Annotated in this window: 15 protein-coding genes; 7 read left to right on the top strand and 8 right to left on the bottom strand. The window is 67.1% G+C overall.

Annotation, left to right across the window (positions count from 1 at the left end; translation table 11 throughout):
• Positions 1–219: 219 nt before the first annotated feature.
• The 8 genes from NA2_RS04335 to murA all read right to left on the bottom strand — a co-directional run bounded on the left by NA2_RS04335 (position 220) and on the right by murA (position 9773).
• Positions 220–1251, bottom strand: a complete 1032-nt coding sequence (locus NA2_RS04335; RefSeq protein ID WP_008594601.1) for a serine hydrolase domain-containing protein — start codon at positions 1249–1251, stop codon at positions 220–222.
• Between the two features lie 3 nt (positions 1252–1254).
• Positions 1255–3000, bottom strand: a complete 1746-nt coding sequence (locus tag NA2_RS04340) for an ABC transporter ATP-binding protein (protein ID WP_008594602.1) — start codon at positions 2998–3000, stop codon at positions 1255–1257.
• Positions 2997–3836 carry an ABC transporter permease gene (locus NA2_RS04345; protein ID WP_008594605.1) on the bottom strand — a complete coding sequence of 280 codons (840 nt, stop codon included), beginning with the start codon at positions 3834–3836 and terminating at the stop codon, positions 2997–2999. The genes NA2_RS04340 and NA2_RS04345 overlap by 4 nt, the downstream gene beginning before the upstream one ends.
• Positions 3836–4795, bottom strand: coding sequence for an ABC transporter permease (locus NA2_RS04350; RefSeq protein WP_008594607.1), 960 nt, complete (start codon positions 4793–4795; stop codon positions 3836–3838). The genes NA2_RS04345 and NA2_RS04350 overlap by 1 nt, the downstream gene beginning before the upstream one ends.
• Positions 4796–4842: 47 nt before the next feature.
• Positions 4843–6378 (bottom strand): ABC transporter substrate-binding protein, encoded by a 1536-nt coding sequence (locus NA2_RS04355; protein WP_008594609.1) that lies wholly within the window; start codon positions 6376–6378, stop codon positions 4843–4845.
• 54 nt (positions 6379–6432) lie between these two features.
• Positions 6433–7386, bottom strand: a complete 954-nt coding sequence (murQ, locus tag NA2_RS04360) for an N-acetylmuramic acid 6-phosphate etherase (RefSeq protein WP_040676792.1) — start codon at positions 7384–7386, stop codon at positions 6433–6435.
• Positions 7387–7615: 229 nt separating this feature from the next.
• Entirely contained in the window at positions 7616–8512 is an 897-nt protein-coding gene (locus NA2_RS04365; protein WP_008594614.1) for a glucosamine kinase nucleotide-binding domain-containing protein, read from the bottom strand.
• A 4-nt stretch (positions 8513–8516) separates the two neighbouring features.
• Entirely contained in the window at positions 8517–9773 is a 1257-nt protein-coding gene (gene murA / locus NA2_RS04370; RefSeq protein WP_008594615.1) for a UDP-N-acetylglucosamine 1-carboxyvinyltransferase, read from the bottom strand.
• Positions 9774–9927: 154 nt separating this feature from the next.
• Here murA and NA2_RS04375 point away from each other — a divergent pair, with 154 nt between their 5' ends.
• The 7 genes from NA2_RS04375 (at position 9928) to NA2_RS04405 (ending at position 15724) form a co-directional block, all read left to right on the top strand.
• Entirely contained in the window at positions 9928–10776 is an 849-nt protein-coding gene (locus NA2_RS04375; RefSeq protein WP_008594616.1) for a MurR/RpiR family transcriptional regulator, read from the top strand.
• A gap of 218 nt (positions 10777–10994) precedes the next feature.
• A complete protein-coding gene (locus NA2_RS04380) occupies positions 10995–11828 on the top strand; it encodes an ABC transporter ATP-binding protein (protein WP_051011536.1) in 834 nt (277 codons plus the stop codon).
• Positions 11825–12697: an ABC transporter permease gene (locus NA2_RS04385; protein WP_008594620.1), complete on the top strand. Its 873-nt coding sequence runs from the start codon at positions 11825–11827 to the stop codon at positions 12695–12697. The genes NA2_RS04380 and NA2_RS04385 overlap by 4 nt, the downstream gene beginning before the upstream one ends.
• A gap of 35 nt (positions 12698–12732) precedes the next feature.
• On the top strand, positions 12733–13785 hold the full coding sequence (locus NA2_RS04390) for an ABC transporter substrate-binding protein (RefSeq protein ID WP_157188130.1): 1053 nt from the start codon (positions 12733–12735) through the stop codon (positions 13783–13785).
• A gap of 109 nt (positions 13786–13894) precedes the next feature.
• Positions 13895–14248, top strand: a complete 354-nt coding sequence (locus NA2_RS04395; RefSeq protein ID WP_008594624.1) for a putative quinol monooxygenase — start codon at positions 13895–13897, stop codon at positions 14246–14248.
• 37 nt (positions 14249–14285) lie between these two features.
• Complete coding sequence (locus NA2_RS04400; protein WP_008594626.1) at positions 14286–14636, top strand: RidA family protein; 351 nt, start codon at positions 14286–14288, stop codon at positions 14634–14636.
• Between the two features lie 131 nt (positions 14637–14767).
• The gene (locus NA2_RS04405; protein ID WP_008594628.1) at positions 14768–15724 is read left to right on the top strand and encodes a LysR family transcriptional regulator; all 957 of its coding nucleotides are present in this window, start codon (positions 14768–14770) and stop codon (positions 15722–15724) included.
• Positions 15725–15759 lie beyond the last annotated feature (35 nt).

Consider the following 15759-nt stretch of genomic DNA (forward strand, 5'->3'; position numbering starts at 1 on the left):
ATGTCCTGATGTTGGGTGAGCGGTTCGTGGAAGTGGGCGCGGCACCCCCCTCTGCCCTGCCGGGCATCTCCCCCTCAAGGGGGGAGATCGTCTCGTCATTGGCGGTCAGTGCTTCCAGCCGATGGTTGGCGAAATCCGAAATGCCAGCCGGTCTCCCCCCTCGAGGGGGAGATGGCCGGCAGGCCAGAGGGGGGCGCGAAGGGGTGTTGGCGCCGGCGATCATCGGTTCTCTCCGCTGACGAGGTCGCCGACTGCCTGCCGCAGTTCGGCGATGCCGCTGTCGAAATGCCGGGTCGGGTGAATGCGGTTGGTGAGCAGGGTCCAGGCGCGCCCGCGCTCGAAATCCACCCACAGCCCGGTTCCGGTGAAACCCGTATGGCCGATGGTGCCGGAACTGCAGAGCGCGCCGCCGGACCAGCCGGGATAGGGCCGTTCCCAGCCATGGGTGCGCCTGCCGGAGAGCGGCGCCCGCATCAGCCCCACCGAAGCGTCGCCGGCGAGATCCTTCCCGAGCAGGCCGTGCGCGAAGTCGAGCACCGAACTGGCCGTGCCGAACAGGCCGGCATGCCCGGCGCCCTCGAGGGCGGCGCAATTGTCGTCATGCACCTCGCCGCAGAGCACCCGATGCCGCCAGGTGCAGTCCTCTGTCGCCGCGCAGGTCTCCGGCGCTGCCGAAAAGGCGAAGCCGGAACCGGGATCGAAGGCGCGGAGCCGCTGGCGCTCCAGCCGCTCCATGGCGAAGCCCAGCAGGATGAAGTTGATGTCGGAATAGACCGGCTCGTCGAGCCGTCGCCACTGGCGCTGGAGGACGAAGGCGCGCAGGAGGTCCGCGTCGCGTCCATAGGTGTAGATCGGCTCGACGGCGGGAAACGGCGTCTGGTGCCCGAGGCACTGGCGAAAGGTCACCTGCCGCTCCCAGGCGCCGGCGTCGTACTGGCGCAGGTCCGGCAGGACGGTGGTGAGCGGCGCGTCGAGGTCGATCACGCCGTCGCGCGCATAGGTGAGGATGCGCGGCGTGGTGAAGATGACCTTGGTCAGCGAGGCGAGGTCGAACCATGTGTCCTCGCGCATCGGCCGCCGGTCGGGCACGGTCTGCGCGAAGCCCGTCGCCCGGACCAGCCGCGCGCCGTCCCGCTCGACGATGCCCAGCACGCCGCCGGGAATGCGCGCCGCGCGGACGGCTTCATCGAGGGGGGCGAAGGCGCGGTCGAAGCGCTCGGCCAGCTCGTTCCCCTCGCGCGCGCCGTTCATCGCTCAGCCCTCCGCCCGCGCCAGATGGTCCGCGCCGAAACGCTGCCATGCGGCCTCTTCCGGTTCGAAGCCGAGCGGGCGGATCAGCGAGGGAACCTGACGCAGGTCGAGCGCGAAGGTCTCGTGCCGCCGGTCGATGCTGGGAACGGCGGCGATGAGCTGCTTCGTGTAGGAATGGCGCGGTGCCGAGAGGACGGAGCGCGCATCGCCGATCTCGACGATCTGCCCGGCATAGAGCACGGCGATGCGGTGGGCGATGCGCTCGACCACCGCCATGTCGTGCGAGACGAACAGATAGGCGAGGCCGAACTCCTTCTGCAGATCGACCAGCAGTTCCAGCACCTTGGCCTGAACGGACACGTCGAGCGCCGAAACCGCCTCGTCGAGCACGACGACGGAGGGGTTGAGCATCAGCGCCCGGGCGATGCACAGCCGCTGCCGCTGGCCGCCGGAGAACTCGTGCGGATAGCGCTGCAGCGAATCGAGCGGCAGGCCGACGCGCTCCAACAGCATCGTCATGCGCGCCGTCGTTTCCGCGGAGAGCCGCCCGCCGGCGGCGATCACCGGTTCGGCGAGAATGCTGTCGACGCGCAGGCGCGGGTTGAGCGAGGCATAGGGGTTCTGGAACACCATCTGCACCGGCGCCCTGTTGCCGCTCTCCCGCGTATTGGCGTTGGCGGCGAAGGCGCCGCGTGTCGGCTGCACGAGGCCCAGAATGGCGCGCGCCGTGGTCGACTTGCCCGAGCCGCTCTCGCCGACGATGGCCAGCGTCTCGCCGGGCATCAGGTCGAAATCGACGCCGTCGACGGCGTGGACGTTGCCGGTCCGCCGGCGCAGCAGGCCGCCCGTCACCGGGAAGCGCACCGTCAGCCCCTCGACCGTGAGCGCCGGGGGTGCCACGGGCGGCTCCGGCCGGCGGTAATCGCTGCGCGCGGCGCGGCCGGCTTCGAAATGCGGCACGGCGCCGAGCAGGTGCCTCGTATAGGGGTGCTGCGGTGTGTCGAGGACGGCGTCGAGCGCGCCCTGCTCCACCGCCTCGCCGGCCTGCATCACCATCACCTTGTCGGCGATGCCGGCGACCAGACCGATATCGTGGGTGATGAAGATCATCGCCATGCCGGTTTCGCGCTTAAGCTCCGCCAGCAGCGCCATGATCTGTGCCTGGACGGTCACGTCGAGCGCCGTGGTCGGCTCGTCGGCGATGAGCAGGCGCGGATTGCAGGAGAGCGCGGTGGCGATCATCACACGCTGCAGCATGCCGCCGGACAATTGGTGCGGCGTGTATTTCAGGCGCCGCGCCGCGTCGGGAATGCGCACGCGGTCGAGCGCGTCCTTCGCGGCGGCGGTCGCCTGGCGACCCGTCAGGCCGCGATGCAGGCGGAACGATTCCTCGATCTGCTCGCCGATGGTCAGCACCGGGTTGAGCGAGGTCATCGGCTCCTGGAAGATCATGCCGATCTCGCCGCCGCGGATCTTCGTCAGCGCGCGTTCCGGCGCCGCGGCGAGGTCGATGACGCCGCCGTCGGCGCGTCTCAGGTCGATGGCGCCGCGCGTGATGCGCCCGCCGCCGAAGTCGATCAGACGGTTGATCGACAGCGCCGTCACGGATTTGCCGGATCCGCTTTCGCCGACGATGGCGAGCGTCTCGCCGGCGTCGAGATCGAAGCTGACGCCTCGGACGATCTCGTGTGCGGCGGGATCGCGCCCGAAGCCCACATGCAGGTCGCGGACGGAAAGCAGCGGCGTCATGCGGCGGCCCTCCGCATCTTCGGATCGAGGATGTCGCGCAGGGCGTCCCCGAGCAGGTTGAAGCCGAGAATGCCGATCATGATCGCCAACCCGGGGAAGATCAGCAGCCAGGGCGCCATCTCAATGAGGTTACGGCTGTCGCTCAGCATCAGGCCCAGCGACGAGGCAGGCGGCTGCGTGCCGAGGCCGAGGAAGCTCAGCCCCGCCTCCGTCAGGAGCGCCCAGGCGAGCGCCAGCGTGACCTGCACGGTCAGCGGCGCGACTAGGTTGAGCATCAGGTGCCGGGTCAGGATGTAATGCCGGCTAGAGCCGAAGGTGCGCGCCGCATCGACGAAGTCGCGCGTCTTCAGCGACAGGGCGGGCCCGCGCACGACGCGGGTGAAGATCGGCGTGTAGACGATGGCGATGGCCGCCACGCTGGTCCAGGTGCCGGGGCCGACCACGGCGATGATGAGCAGCGCCAGAAGGATCGCCGGAAAGGCGAGCAGCACGTCCATGACGCGCATGATGAGGCCGTCCCAGCCCTTGCCGAACCAGGCTGCGGCGAGGCCGAGCACCGTCCCTGCCGTGGCGGCGAGCGCCACCGAGGCGAAGGCGACGACGAAGGACTGGCTGATGCCAAGCATCAGCCGGCTGGCGACGTCGCGGCCGAACAGGTCCGTGCCCATCCAGTAGACGGCGTCCGGCGCATGCAGCCGGTCGACGCGGAACTGCATCAGCGGGTCGTGCGGCGTCATGCCGAGAAGGCCGAGCAGGGCGATGAGCAGGTAGACGCCGACGATCACACCGCCGATGCGGCCGCTCGGATGGGCGAGGATGGCGCGCAGGAGGCTCATCAGCGGTCTCCCAGCCGGATGCGCGGATCGAGCAGCGCATAGGTGAGATCGACGATCAGATTGACGATCATGAAGTTGAGGGCGATGAACAGGACGCTGCCTTGCACGAGGGCGTAGTCGCGCTGCAGGATGGCGTCGAGCACCATCCGCCCGAGGCCGGGCAGGGCGAAGATCTGCTCGACGATGACGGCCCCGCCCAGGAGATAGCCGAACTCGACGCCGCTCAGCGTGACCACGGGGATCAGCGCGTTGGGCAGGGCATGGCGCCAGATGACGCCGAGCGCGGGAACGCCCTTCGAGCGCGCCGTGCGCACATAATCCTCGCTCAGCACGTCGAGCATGGCCGAGCGTGAAATGCGGGTGACCGAGGCGGCGAAGGCGAAGCCGAGCGTGATGGCGGGCAGGATCATCTGGCCGAGATTCTGCAGCGGGTTTTCGAAGAACGGGGTGAAGGTGCCCATGACGGGCAGCACGCCGAAGCCGACCGACAGGACGAAGATGATCAACAGGCCGACGACGAAGTTCGGCGTCGATTGGCCGATCATGGCGAGGATGCGCACCACGAGGTCGGAGGATCGTTCATTGCGGGTGGCGGCGAAGACGCCGGCCGGCAGGCCGACGAGCAGCGCGATCGCCATGGACAGGAGCGCCAGCTCCAGCGTCAGCGGAAAGCGCTCGAGGATGACGTCGAGCACCGGCTTGCCGTAGGTGACGGAGATGCCGAGGTCGCCCTGCAGCGCCCCCGCGAGCCAGCGCCCATATTGCACCAGCCAGCCCTGGTCGATGCCGAAATAGGCTTCGAGCGCCGCCCGCTGGTCGGGCGTCAGCAGGCCCGCCTCCGTGCCGAGCATCGCCGTGATGGCGTCGCCCGGCACGAGACGGATGGAGACGAAGACGAGGATGGACACACCGAGCATGACCAGCGGAAAGGTCACCAGCCGGCGGGTGAGGTAATTCATGAAGCGGCCACCCCGTCAGAAACAGGCGCTGCGCCAGCGGCGCGGCGCTACTTGATCGTCACCGCGCTCAGGCCGAACAGCGAGCCGGTCGGCGTCGCGACGAAGCCGTCCACGTTCTGCTGCTGCGCGGTGTAGATGTAGGACGTGTAGAGCCAGACCCATGGCGACATCTCGGCGAGGTGCTTCTCGAACGCGGCGAAGATCTCCTTGCGCTTCGCCGGGTCGGTCTCGACGCGGCCCTTCTGCATCAGGTCGTCGAGCGTGTCGTCGATATAGTTCGCCACCTTCTGCAGATTGCCGTCCTTGGTCCAGTAGCGGTTGTACATGGAATAGGGATCGGCCCGGCCGCCATTGAGCGCCACGGCCATGTCGAAATCGCCCTTCAGCCAGGTGTCGATATAGACGTTCAGCTCCATCATCTTGATATCGAGCTTGATGCCGATCTCGGCGAGCTGCGACTGGATGACCTGCGCTTCAGCAGCCGCTGTCGGCGGCTCGCCCGTGGCGGCGATGACGGTGGCCGAGAAGCCCTCCGCATGACCGGCATCGGCCAGAAGCTGCTTCGCCTTCTCGACGTCGCGCTCGTAGCAGAAGAGTTCGGCCGGATCGGTGGCGTAGGCCGGCATGGTCAGCGGGCCGGCCACCTTGCCTTCGCCGAGCAGCGCCGTGTCGAGCACGTCCTGCCGGTCGATGGCGCAGGAGATCGCCTGGCGCACGCCCAGCTCGGTCATCGGCGAGCGCGACGGGTTGAGCTGCAGGACGTGGTAGTTGAGCACCGGCGTGCGGTCGAGCGTCAGGCTCGCCTCGTTGGGAACCAGCGTGGCCACCAGCGGATCGTTTATCAGGGCGAAATCCACCTGTTTCGTGCGCAGCGCCGCGAGGATCGCCGTCTCGTCGGGCAGGACGCTGATGTCGATGCCGTCGACGGAGACCGTGCCGCCGGCCCAGTCCTTGTTGGCGCTGAGGACTTCCTTGGCGTTCGGCTCCCATGATTCCAGCTTGAAGGGGCCGGAGCCGATCGCCTTGGTGCCGATGCCGCCGGACGCGATCTCGCTGGCCGGAACGACGGCGGCGTTGATGCTGGTCATTGCGGTCAGGATCGGCACGTCCGGCTGCGACAGGTTGAACACGGCGGTGGTCTCGTCGGGCGTGTCGATGCTCGCGATGGAGAGGAAGTTCGCGCGCGCGGCAGCACCCGTCTCCTCCGCCATCAGGCGCTCGAACGAGGCCTTGACGTCGGCCGAGGTGACCTTCTCGCCGTTCTGGAATTTCGCGTCGGGATCGAGCTTGAAGGTCAGCGTCTTGCCGTCCTCGGCGAATTCCCAGGACTGGGCGAGCGCCGGAATGATGGTCAGATCGCTGTCGAGGCGCACCAGCGGCTCGTAGATCAGTTCAAGCAGGCGGATCGAGGAAAACGCCGTCTGCTTGTGCGGGTCGAGGCCCGTCGCGTCCTGCGACCATGCCATGCGCAGCGTCGCGGCGGCGACAGGCGCGGTGAGCGTGGCGGCGCCGAGCATCGCGGCGAGCGCGACGCCGGAGGCGATCCTTCTGGCGGCCCCTGTCTGGAAAAACGGCAGTCCCATGGTGCTTCTCCCTCTGAGAAAGATGATTGCCCTGCGGCCGGTCAGCCGGTCGCCTTAGCCATTACCATTATTAAGCTCCGCAGCTTCCCGCTGTCTCTCGTTTATTGCCTGGCGCAGGAAGCCGCCGGCACGCGCCAGCGCGGCGCGCGCCTCGTTCACCTCCATGCCGGTGATGACGATGAGGATGGCCAGCTTCACATCGTTGCCGGTGGCCTTGAGGCAGGCGCCCGCCTCCGCGACGCTGCAGCCCGTCGCCTCGACGACGATGCGCACCGCGCGGGCCAGCAGCTTCTGGTTGCTCACCGTCAGGTCGACCATCAGGTTCTGGTAGATCTTGCCCATGCGGATCATGCTTGCCGTGGAAAGCATGTTGAGAATGAGCTTCTGCGCCGTGCCCGATTTCATGCGCGTCGAGCCGGTCAGGATCTCGGGGCCGACGACCGGCGCAATGGCCAGTTCCGCGATGCCGCCGATGACGGAATCGGGATTGCAGGAGAGCGCGACGGTCGCCGCACCGATCTCCCTGGCATAGGTGAGGCCGCCGATGACGAAGGGGGTGCGCCCGCTGACGGCGATGCCGACAACCACGTCGCGCGCGGTCAGACCCACATCGGCCAATGCCTGCCGGCCCTGCTCCGGATCGTCCTCGGCGCCTTCGATGGCGCGGGTCATGGCCTCGGGGCCGCCGGCGATCAGGCCGAACACCATGTCTTCGGGAACGCTGAAGGTGGGGGGGCATTCGGATGCGTCGAGAATGCCGAGCCGCCCGCTGGTGCCGGCGCCCATATAGATCAGGCGGCCGCCCTTCTGGAAGGATGCAACGATCCTGTCGACCGCGGCGGCGATCTCGGGGATCACCTTCCTGACGGCCAGCGGGACATTGCCGTCCTCGTCATTGATCAGCCCGAGAATGTCGGAAGTCGACTGCAGGTCTATCTGCATGGTCTTCGGGTTGCGGCCCTCCGACACCAGTTTGTCCAGTTCGGACATCAACGCTTGCTCGTGCATGACTTCTTCTCGAAAGACACCGGCCGGATCGCGGGCGACCGGAATTGGCATTTCCAGCAGGGAGGAGAAGACCGCGCCGGCAAGCGGCATGCCTAAGAGCCGCCGCTTGTGCGGCGGCAGGGCATCGACTGCGGCGCCGTGTTTTTCTTCGCGCCTTCCCTGTTGTCCTGCCTCAAAGGGTTATAATTGAAAATTCCAACTGTCAATCATATTAAGGAATAATGTATTCCTATCCGACAGACGGTCCCGCCGCCCTCCGGGCCAGGATGATCGCCCCGGAAACGGCGTCCCCGTCGGCCGGTTTCAGCCGCCGGCGGACATCGGGGGAAAGCCATGGCTCCAGCGGCCCGGAGAGGCCGCCCAGCAGGGTCACGCGCGGCGCGCCCTTGTCGAACAGCGCGCGCACCAGCATGTCGATCTGCCCGGCGGCGGTCTGGACGATGCGCCGCGCTGCGGCGTCGCCCTGGTCGGCGTGGCGCAGCACCATCGGCGCGAAGGTGGCGTAGTCGGTCGCGGTCGCGCGGTCCATCCAGTGAACGACCTCGGCGGGGTCGCCGCCAAAGCGCTGCATCACCTCAGCCAGCAGCGCGCCGCGCTCGATGCGTTCGTCATGCGCCTGCAGGGCGAGCCGCAGCGCCATCAGCCCGATATCCGCGCCGCTGCCTTCGTCCGAGATCGGGAAGCCGTAGCCGCCGAGGCGCAGGTCGCGCCCATCGACGAAGCCCAGCCCGACGGAACCGGTCCCGGCGATGACGATCGCCCCGTCTCGGCCCGAATGCGCGCCGAGGCAGGCGCCGATGCCGTCGCTGACGAAGGCGATGCTGGCGAACGGATGGTCGAGCGCGTTGAGGGCCTCCAGCGATCCCTTGCGGCTCATGCCGGCAAGCCCGATGCCGGCATGAATGCGGGCGATGCCGGCGTCATCCAGTCCCGCTTCCGCGATGGCCGCGGAGAAGGCCCGAGAGACGGAGGCCCAGGCTTCCTCGATGCCGAGCCGCGTCGTGGCCGGCCCGGAAAGCCCCTGGCCGAGCACGGAGCCGGCCTCGTTCTCGATGCGGGCGCGACAGCCCGTCCCGCCGCCGTCGACGCCGAGGAAATACTGCGTGTTTTCCGTGGTCTTGCCCATGATGTCAGCCGCGCAACCGTTCGATCTCGGCGCCGCACTGCGCCAGCTTCCTGTCGAGCTGCTCATAGCCCCGGTCGAGATGGTAGACCCGGTTGATCACCGTCTCGCCTTCCGCCGCCAGCGCGGCCAGGACCAGCGACACGGAGGCGCGCAGATCCGTCGCCATCACCTGCGCGCCCTTGAGAGGTGTGCCGCCGCGCACGGCGGCCGTGGTGCCCTGCAGGGTGATGTCCGCGCCGAGCCGCATCAGTTCCGGCACATGCATGAAGCGGTTCTCGAAGATGGTTTCGCGGATCAGCGAGGTGCCCGGCGCGCAGCAGGCAAGCGCCATGAACTGCGCCTGCAGATCGGTCGGGAAGCCCGGATAGGGCTCCGTCGTGATGTCGGCCGTGCGCAACGCCCCGTCGCCGGTGACGACCAGGCCGCGATTGCTCGGCCAGACGCTGGCGCCCATCGTCTCCAGAACCTGGATCACCGCTGCCAGATGTTCCATCCGTGCATTGGTCAGCTCGAGCTGGCCGCCGGTGATCGCCGCCGCGACAGCGTAGGTTCCCGCCTCGATGCGATCGGGAATGCCGTGATGCTTCGCCGGCCGCCATTCCGTGCGCCCCTGAACCAGAATGCGGTGTGTGCCCGCACCCTCGATCCTGGCGCCCATAGCGACGAGGCAGGCGGCGAGGTCCGCCACTTCCGGCTCGCGCGCCGCGTTGACGATCTCGCTCTCGCCGGCTGCGGCGGTGGCCGCCATCATGGCGGTCTGCGTCGCGCCAACGGAAGGCGACCCGAGCACCACGCGGCCGCCCGGGAGTTCGCCTGCGGCCGATGCCACGATCACGCCATTCTCGACGGCGACCTCCGCGCCGAGCGCGGTCAGCGCCTTGAGATGCAGGTCGACGGGCCGCGCGCCGATGGCGCAGCCGCCGGGCAGCGACACGCGCGCCGCGCCGAACCGCGCCAGAAGCGGCGCGAGGAACAGCACCGTCGCGCGCATCCGACGCACCGTGTCGTAGGCCACCTCGCGCGGGACCAGCGCGCCGGCGTCGATCGTCGTCGCATGCGCGTCGCGCTCGATCCGGGCGCCGTAGAGCTGCGCCACGCCCAGCATGTTGTCCACGTCCGAAACGGCGGGCAGGTTGGTCAGTTCCACCGGATGCGGGCTGATCAGGGCGGCGGCGATCTGCGGCAGCGCCGCATTCTTGGCGCCCGATACCGCGACGGCGCCCTGCAGCCTTCGTCCACCAATGATCCGCAGTCTGTCCATGGCTGGGCCTCTCGGAATGGGATGCCGGAACCGTCGCGACCGTTCCCCAGAGTATTCCATTGTATCGACGGTCGGCGGAATATATTATTCCTTCGCTGATTTCATCGGCCGTGTCCAGTCGCCGGTTGCCGGCGCGAAGCTCCGAAGGAAACGGATGTCAATTCTCAAGATCATCGCCGCGAAGCTGGAAACCATGGCGCCCGCCGACCAGCAGATCGGTCAGTTCATCATCGACAATCCGGATGGCATGCTGCGCCTCTCCTCCGCGGCGCTGGCGGAGGAAACCGGGCGCAGCCAGTCGAGCGTCGTCAAGTTCAGCCAGAAGCTCGGCTTCGCTGGCTATCAGGATCTCAAGCTCGCCGTCAGCCGCGCGAAGGCGCAGGAATGGCAGGTGCCGCCCGGCATGATTCACAGCACCATCGAGGTGGACGACAATTATGCGACGGTGCTGCAGAAGCTGATCGGCAGCAAGCTTCTGTCCATGCAGGAAACCATCGCCGCCAACGGCGAGGATGCGATGGCGCAGGCGCTGGCAATGCTGGACGGCGCGCGCCGCATCCACATCGCCGGCGTCGGTGCATCGTCGCTGGTCGCCCGCGATTTCTCCTACAAGCTGCAGAAGCTCGGCCGTTATGCGCTGCACGTCAGTGACAGCCATGTACAGATGGCGAATGTCTCGACGCTGGGGAGCGATGACGTCGTTTTCGCCCTGTCCTATTCGGGGACGAGCATCGAGACCCTGCGCATCGCCGAACTCGCCAAGGCGCGCGGCGCGGCCGTGATCTCCGTGACGGGGTTGCAGGACAATCCGCTGATGCGGCTGGCCGACATCCGCCTGCACACGGTCGCGGACGAGGAGCGGGCACGCTCGTCGGCGATCACCGCGCGCGACGCGCAGCTCGCCGTCACGGACCTCCTGTTCATCCTGCTGGTTCAGCGCCAGCCGGACGCCAACGAGTATGTTCACAACAGCGAGGCGTCCGTAGCAGTTCTCAAGGTTTGATCCGGTAAAGTGGTGCTTGGGAAATGAAAGTTGTAGAGATAACAAAGAATTAGCCGTTCCTTTCCGGCTTGGCGATTATTCGGTTTGGCTTATTAATTTCCATCCAGATTGTATTTGTCTTATCGGACGCGCTGTCCGTAGACTTCCTCCCGTCGAGCCGTTTCTCGGCAAACCGGCGCCGTGGCGGCTTCCCCGCCCGGAGCGCCGACCAGGGAGGAATGACATTGGTTTCTGCGCAGCCTGCGGGGTTCGGGCATGACACGCGTCATGAGCTGATCCGCTTCGAGAACGTCTCGAAGACGTTCGAACTTTCCGACCGCACGGTGCGTGCGGTGGAGAATGTGAATCTCAGCGTCGCCAGGGGCGAGTTCGTGGTGCTGGTCGGGCCGTCCGGCTGTGGCAAATCCACGCTTCTGAACATGGCCGCCGGCCTGTTCCACCCTACCTCGGGCGAGGTCTACTACAATGGGAGCCTGGTCGACGGCTACAATCTGAAGACCGGCTACATGACGCAGAACGATCATCTCCTGCCCTGGCGCGACGTGGTCGGCAACATTTCCACGCCGCTCGAAATCCGCGGCCTTGCCCGGGGGACGCGCGAGGCGCGGGTCGAGCAGCTGATCGATCTGGTCGGCCTGCAGGGTTTCGAGCGGTCCTATCCCTCCCAGCTCTCGGGCGGCATGCGCAAGCGCACCGCTCTGGCGCGTCTCCTGGCCTACGACCCGGAGACGCTGCTTCTCGACGAGCCCTTCGCCGCCCTCGACGCGCAGCTCAGGCTCAACATGCAGATCGAGCTGCTGCGCATCAGCCGCTCGCTGAACAAGACCATCCTGTTCGTGACGCACGATCTCGACGAGGCGGTCGCCCTGTCGGACCGTTCCGTGGTGTTCTCGCCGCGGCCCGGTCACATCCGGCACATTGCTGACACGCCGCTGCCGCGCGACCGCAACCTGACGACGCTGCGCCACGATCCGCTCTACACGAGAATGACCGCCGAGCTCTGGGATCTCATCATGCCCACGCTGCAAGAAACCCGGGGAGAGGCATCATGACCAATGCCGAGATCGGCTACGCGCCGGCGAGCGACGAGAAGGTGGCGGAGGACCGCAAGCGGCGCATGGACAAGGCGCGCCAGGCGCGCACGCGCGAGCGGGTCAAGCTGAACCTCATCCGGCTCCTGATGATCGGCGGCTTCTTCGCCCTGTGGGAATTCGCCTCCGGGCGGCTGATCGCGCCCTTCTTCATCTCCGCGCCGAGCGCCATCTTCCGCCGCCTCGGCGGGTGGATATGGAGCGGCGACATCTTCTACCACATGGGCATCACCGCGACGGAGGCCTGCGCCGGCCTTTTGCTGGGGAGCGTCTTCGGCATCGTGGTCGGCACGATCCTCGGCCGCCGGCCTTTCCTTGCCAGGCTGCTCGATCCGATCATCACCACCTTCTACAGCCTGCCGAAAGTGGCGCTGGCGCCCCTGTTCATCCTCTGGATCGGCATCGGCATGGACATGAAGATCACCTTCACGGCGGCGATCGTCTTCTTTCTGGTGTTCCTCAACACCTATACGGGCGTGCGCAATGTCAGCCGCGAGCTGATCTCGATCCTCTATCTGATGGGCGCCAACGAGATGCAGGTGCTGCGGCGCGTGGTGCTGCCCTCGGCGATCACCTGGGTCTTCGCCGGCCTGCGTATCTCCGTGCCCTATTCACTGATCGGCGCCATCGTCGGGGAGCTGATGGCGTCGAACAAGGGACTGGGCGCGCTTCTGGTGCGCGCCCAAGGCGAGTTCGACACCGCCGGCGTGTTCGCCGCGCTGGTGGCGATCATGGTGCTGGCAGTGATCTTCAACACGGCCGTCAGGCTGCTGGAACGCCGCCTGATGCCATGGAAATCCGCCGAACAGGAGCTCGAGGGAGCTGTCTGAAGACAGGCGGGAACAACCCAACGGGAGGAATGACAATGGACTACAACAGGATACGCCTAGCCGTCGCGGGGGTGTTTGCCGGCGCAATGGCTCTTTGCGCGAGCGCTGCGCTGGCGAATGACAAGATCCGCGTCGGTCTGTCGAGCGACGGCCTACTGTTCGTACCGGCCTTCGTCGCCGATGTGATGGGCTATTACGAGGAGGAGGGCCTCGACGTCGAGCTGACCATTCTCGGCGGCGCGACCAAGGTCTATGCGGCGCTGGTCAGCGGCGAGGTCGAGTTCAGCATCTCGTCCTCCGTCTCCATCTTGCGCGGCCGGGCCGGTGGCACCGACATGACCATGCTCGGCGCTGCGATGGACCAGCACGCCTCCAACATCGTCGCCACGCGCCAATGGTTCGAGAAGACCGGCCTGACCAGGGACAGCACCTACGAGGAACGCCTGAAGGCGTTGAAGGGTATCACCATCGCCGTCGCCTCGGCGGCCGGCGGCAGCGCGCAGCTGGTGCGGTTTCTCGCCGGCGAGGCGGGCGTCGATCCCGAACGCGACATGACGCTGACCGTTCTCGGTGTCGGCGACACGACGCTTGCCGCCTTCGCCCGCCGCCGCGTCGACGCCATCACCCATTCCTCGCCCGTCGCCGTCCAGGCGATCCGCGAGCATGACGGGGTGATGCTGTTCCACATGTCGGGCGGCCAGGTGCCTGCCTACAACGGCTTCCTCTACCTGACCTATACCGGCCTCGAGAGCTGGATCAAGGAACACGAGGACCAGACGGTCCGCTTCCTGCGGGCGATGCAGAAGGCCCACAAGGCGATCCGCGACCCGGCGACGGCCGAAGCGGTGCGCGACAAGGTGCATGCCAAGTACCACGCCAGGATCGACGATGCCCTCTACGCCGACGCCTGGGCGGATTACGCCAGCGCCTTCCCAGCGTCCATCGAGATCAACGGCGAGATGGTCGACCGCGTCAACGAACTCGCCGCCAAGGTGGAGAACGCCGACCCGGTCCTGCCGGAGCACGTGGCCGCCTCATGGACCAACGACTATGCCGCCGAAGCGGCGAAGGGCCTGAACGCCAACTGACAACCACCACATCGCGGAACCGGCCCAGACTGGCGCGCGGCGCCGGTTCCCCTTCGCTCAACCGAATTTTCAACCAGCCAGACTCTCTCAACCAGAATGGAGACCGAACGTGACATCGACAGAACTGACGCCGCAGATCGTCCTGATCATCGAATATGAAGTGGCGGCGGAAAACCGGCCGCAGTTCATGAAGCTGATGGCCGAGAGCTGCATCGACACCATCGCGGATGACGGCTGCGAGCGCATGGAGCTGTGTCAGCCCGTCTCCGGCGAGGACGGGTCCTATGTCCTGACGGAGCTGTGGCGCGACCAGTCCTGCATCGACAGGCACCGCATGAAGCCTGGCCATTCCAAGGTCCACGAGGATATCGACGCCCTGCTTTCGCGCAAGCGCGTGCTGAAGCTCAACACCTTCGCCGTCGACGGCTGGACGCAGGCCCCGCCGCGTCTCCAGAACGCCTGAACCGAACCATTCTTTCACGCAAGGAGCATTGCCCATCATGATCAAGCGGGCCGAACCCACTCCCACCTTCCACCGCGTCGTCGAGCACAATGGAACGCTGCTTCTGGCCGGCGTCACCGGCGGCCGGCCGACCGACGACATGGCAACGCAGACGGCGGCGGCGCTGGCTCGCATCGACGCGCTGCTTCTGGCGCACGGCTCCGACCGCGCGCATGTGCTGCACGCCACGGTGTACATCACCGACATGACGCTGAAGGACGAGATGAACAAGGCATGGCTGGCCTTCTTCGAAGCCGGCGCATTGCCTGCGCGCGCCACGCTGGGCGTGGCCGATCTCGGGCCGGGCGTGCTGATCGAAATCGTCGCCCAGGCGATCGTCAAGGATTGACGCCCGCCCCGCCAGGGCCGATCCTTCGGCCACGACGCGAAGGCCGATCCTCCGGCCCGCGACACGCCGCACGGCAGCAAGGCTCCACCGCGTGCATGCCGCCGGCGGCTGAGGGGATGGAAAGCAGGACTTTGGAGCCGCGGACGAACATCAATCTCCGCCATATCAGGGCCTTCGTCTCGGTTGCCGAGCTGGGCAGCTTCACCCGCGCGGCGAACGCGCTTTCCATCTCGCAATCGGCACTCACCGTCTCCGTCCGCCAGCTCGAGGACGATGTCGGGCTGACCCTGTTCCATCGCACCACCAGGCGCGTGACTCTGACCGAAGCCGGCGTCGAGTTCTTCCCGACCGCGAGGCGGCTTCTGCGTGACTTCCATGCGGCCATCGCCGACATGCAGGCGATGGTGCATCTGCGGCGCGGGCGGGTCGGCGTCGCGGCGCTTCCCTCCGTCTCCGCCGAGTGGCTGCCGGCCATCGTGGCGCAGTTCTCGCGCGACTATCCCGGCATCAATGTCGAGGTGATCAGCGAGAACTCGCACGGCATTCACCGCCGCGTCGCCTCCAAGGAGATCGATTTCGGCATCGTCGGCCAGATCCTGCCCGACGCGGACATCAGCCACCAGAAAGTGGTGTCGCAGCCGGTGGCGCTGGTTTGCCCGCCCGACCATCCGCTTGCCGGCAAGCCCGACCCGGTCTGCTGGGCGGACCTGAAGGGCAGCGTCTTCATCCACGCCGGCAACGACGACTGCATCCGTGCCGTGCTGGAGAAGGTGCCGTCACTCTCCGACACGCTGCTGGAGACGCGCTACCGCGCGAACAAGGCCGACATCGTCGCCGCGATGGTGCGCGAGGGGATCGGCGTGACGGCGGTGACGCCGGTCATCCTGCCGCGCGACATCCGCCGGCAGCTGGTCGTCCGCGCATTGCGCAAGCCTGACATGGCGCGCACGATCTATCTCATCCGACGCCGGGGAAGGGTTCTTTCGCCGGCCGCCGAGCTGTTCATGAAGCAGGCCCTGGCGGCGATCCGCGGCACGCCGCACGCCGAACAGAACGATAGTCTCCCGCCTGCCGCGTCGATCGCCTGAACCCGGTCGTGCAGGCTTGACTTTCTCGCCTGCGA

The sequence above is a fragment of the Nitratireductor pacificus pht-3B genome (genome assembly GCF_000300335.1).
Taxonomy (GTDB): domain Bacteria; phylum Pseudomonadota; class Alphaproteobacteria; order Rhizobiales; family Rhizobiaceae; genus Nitratireductor; species Nitratireductor pacificus.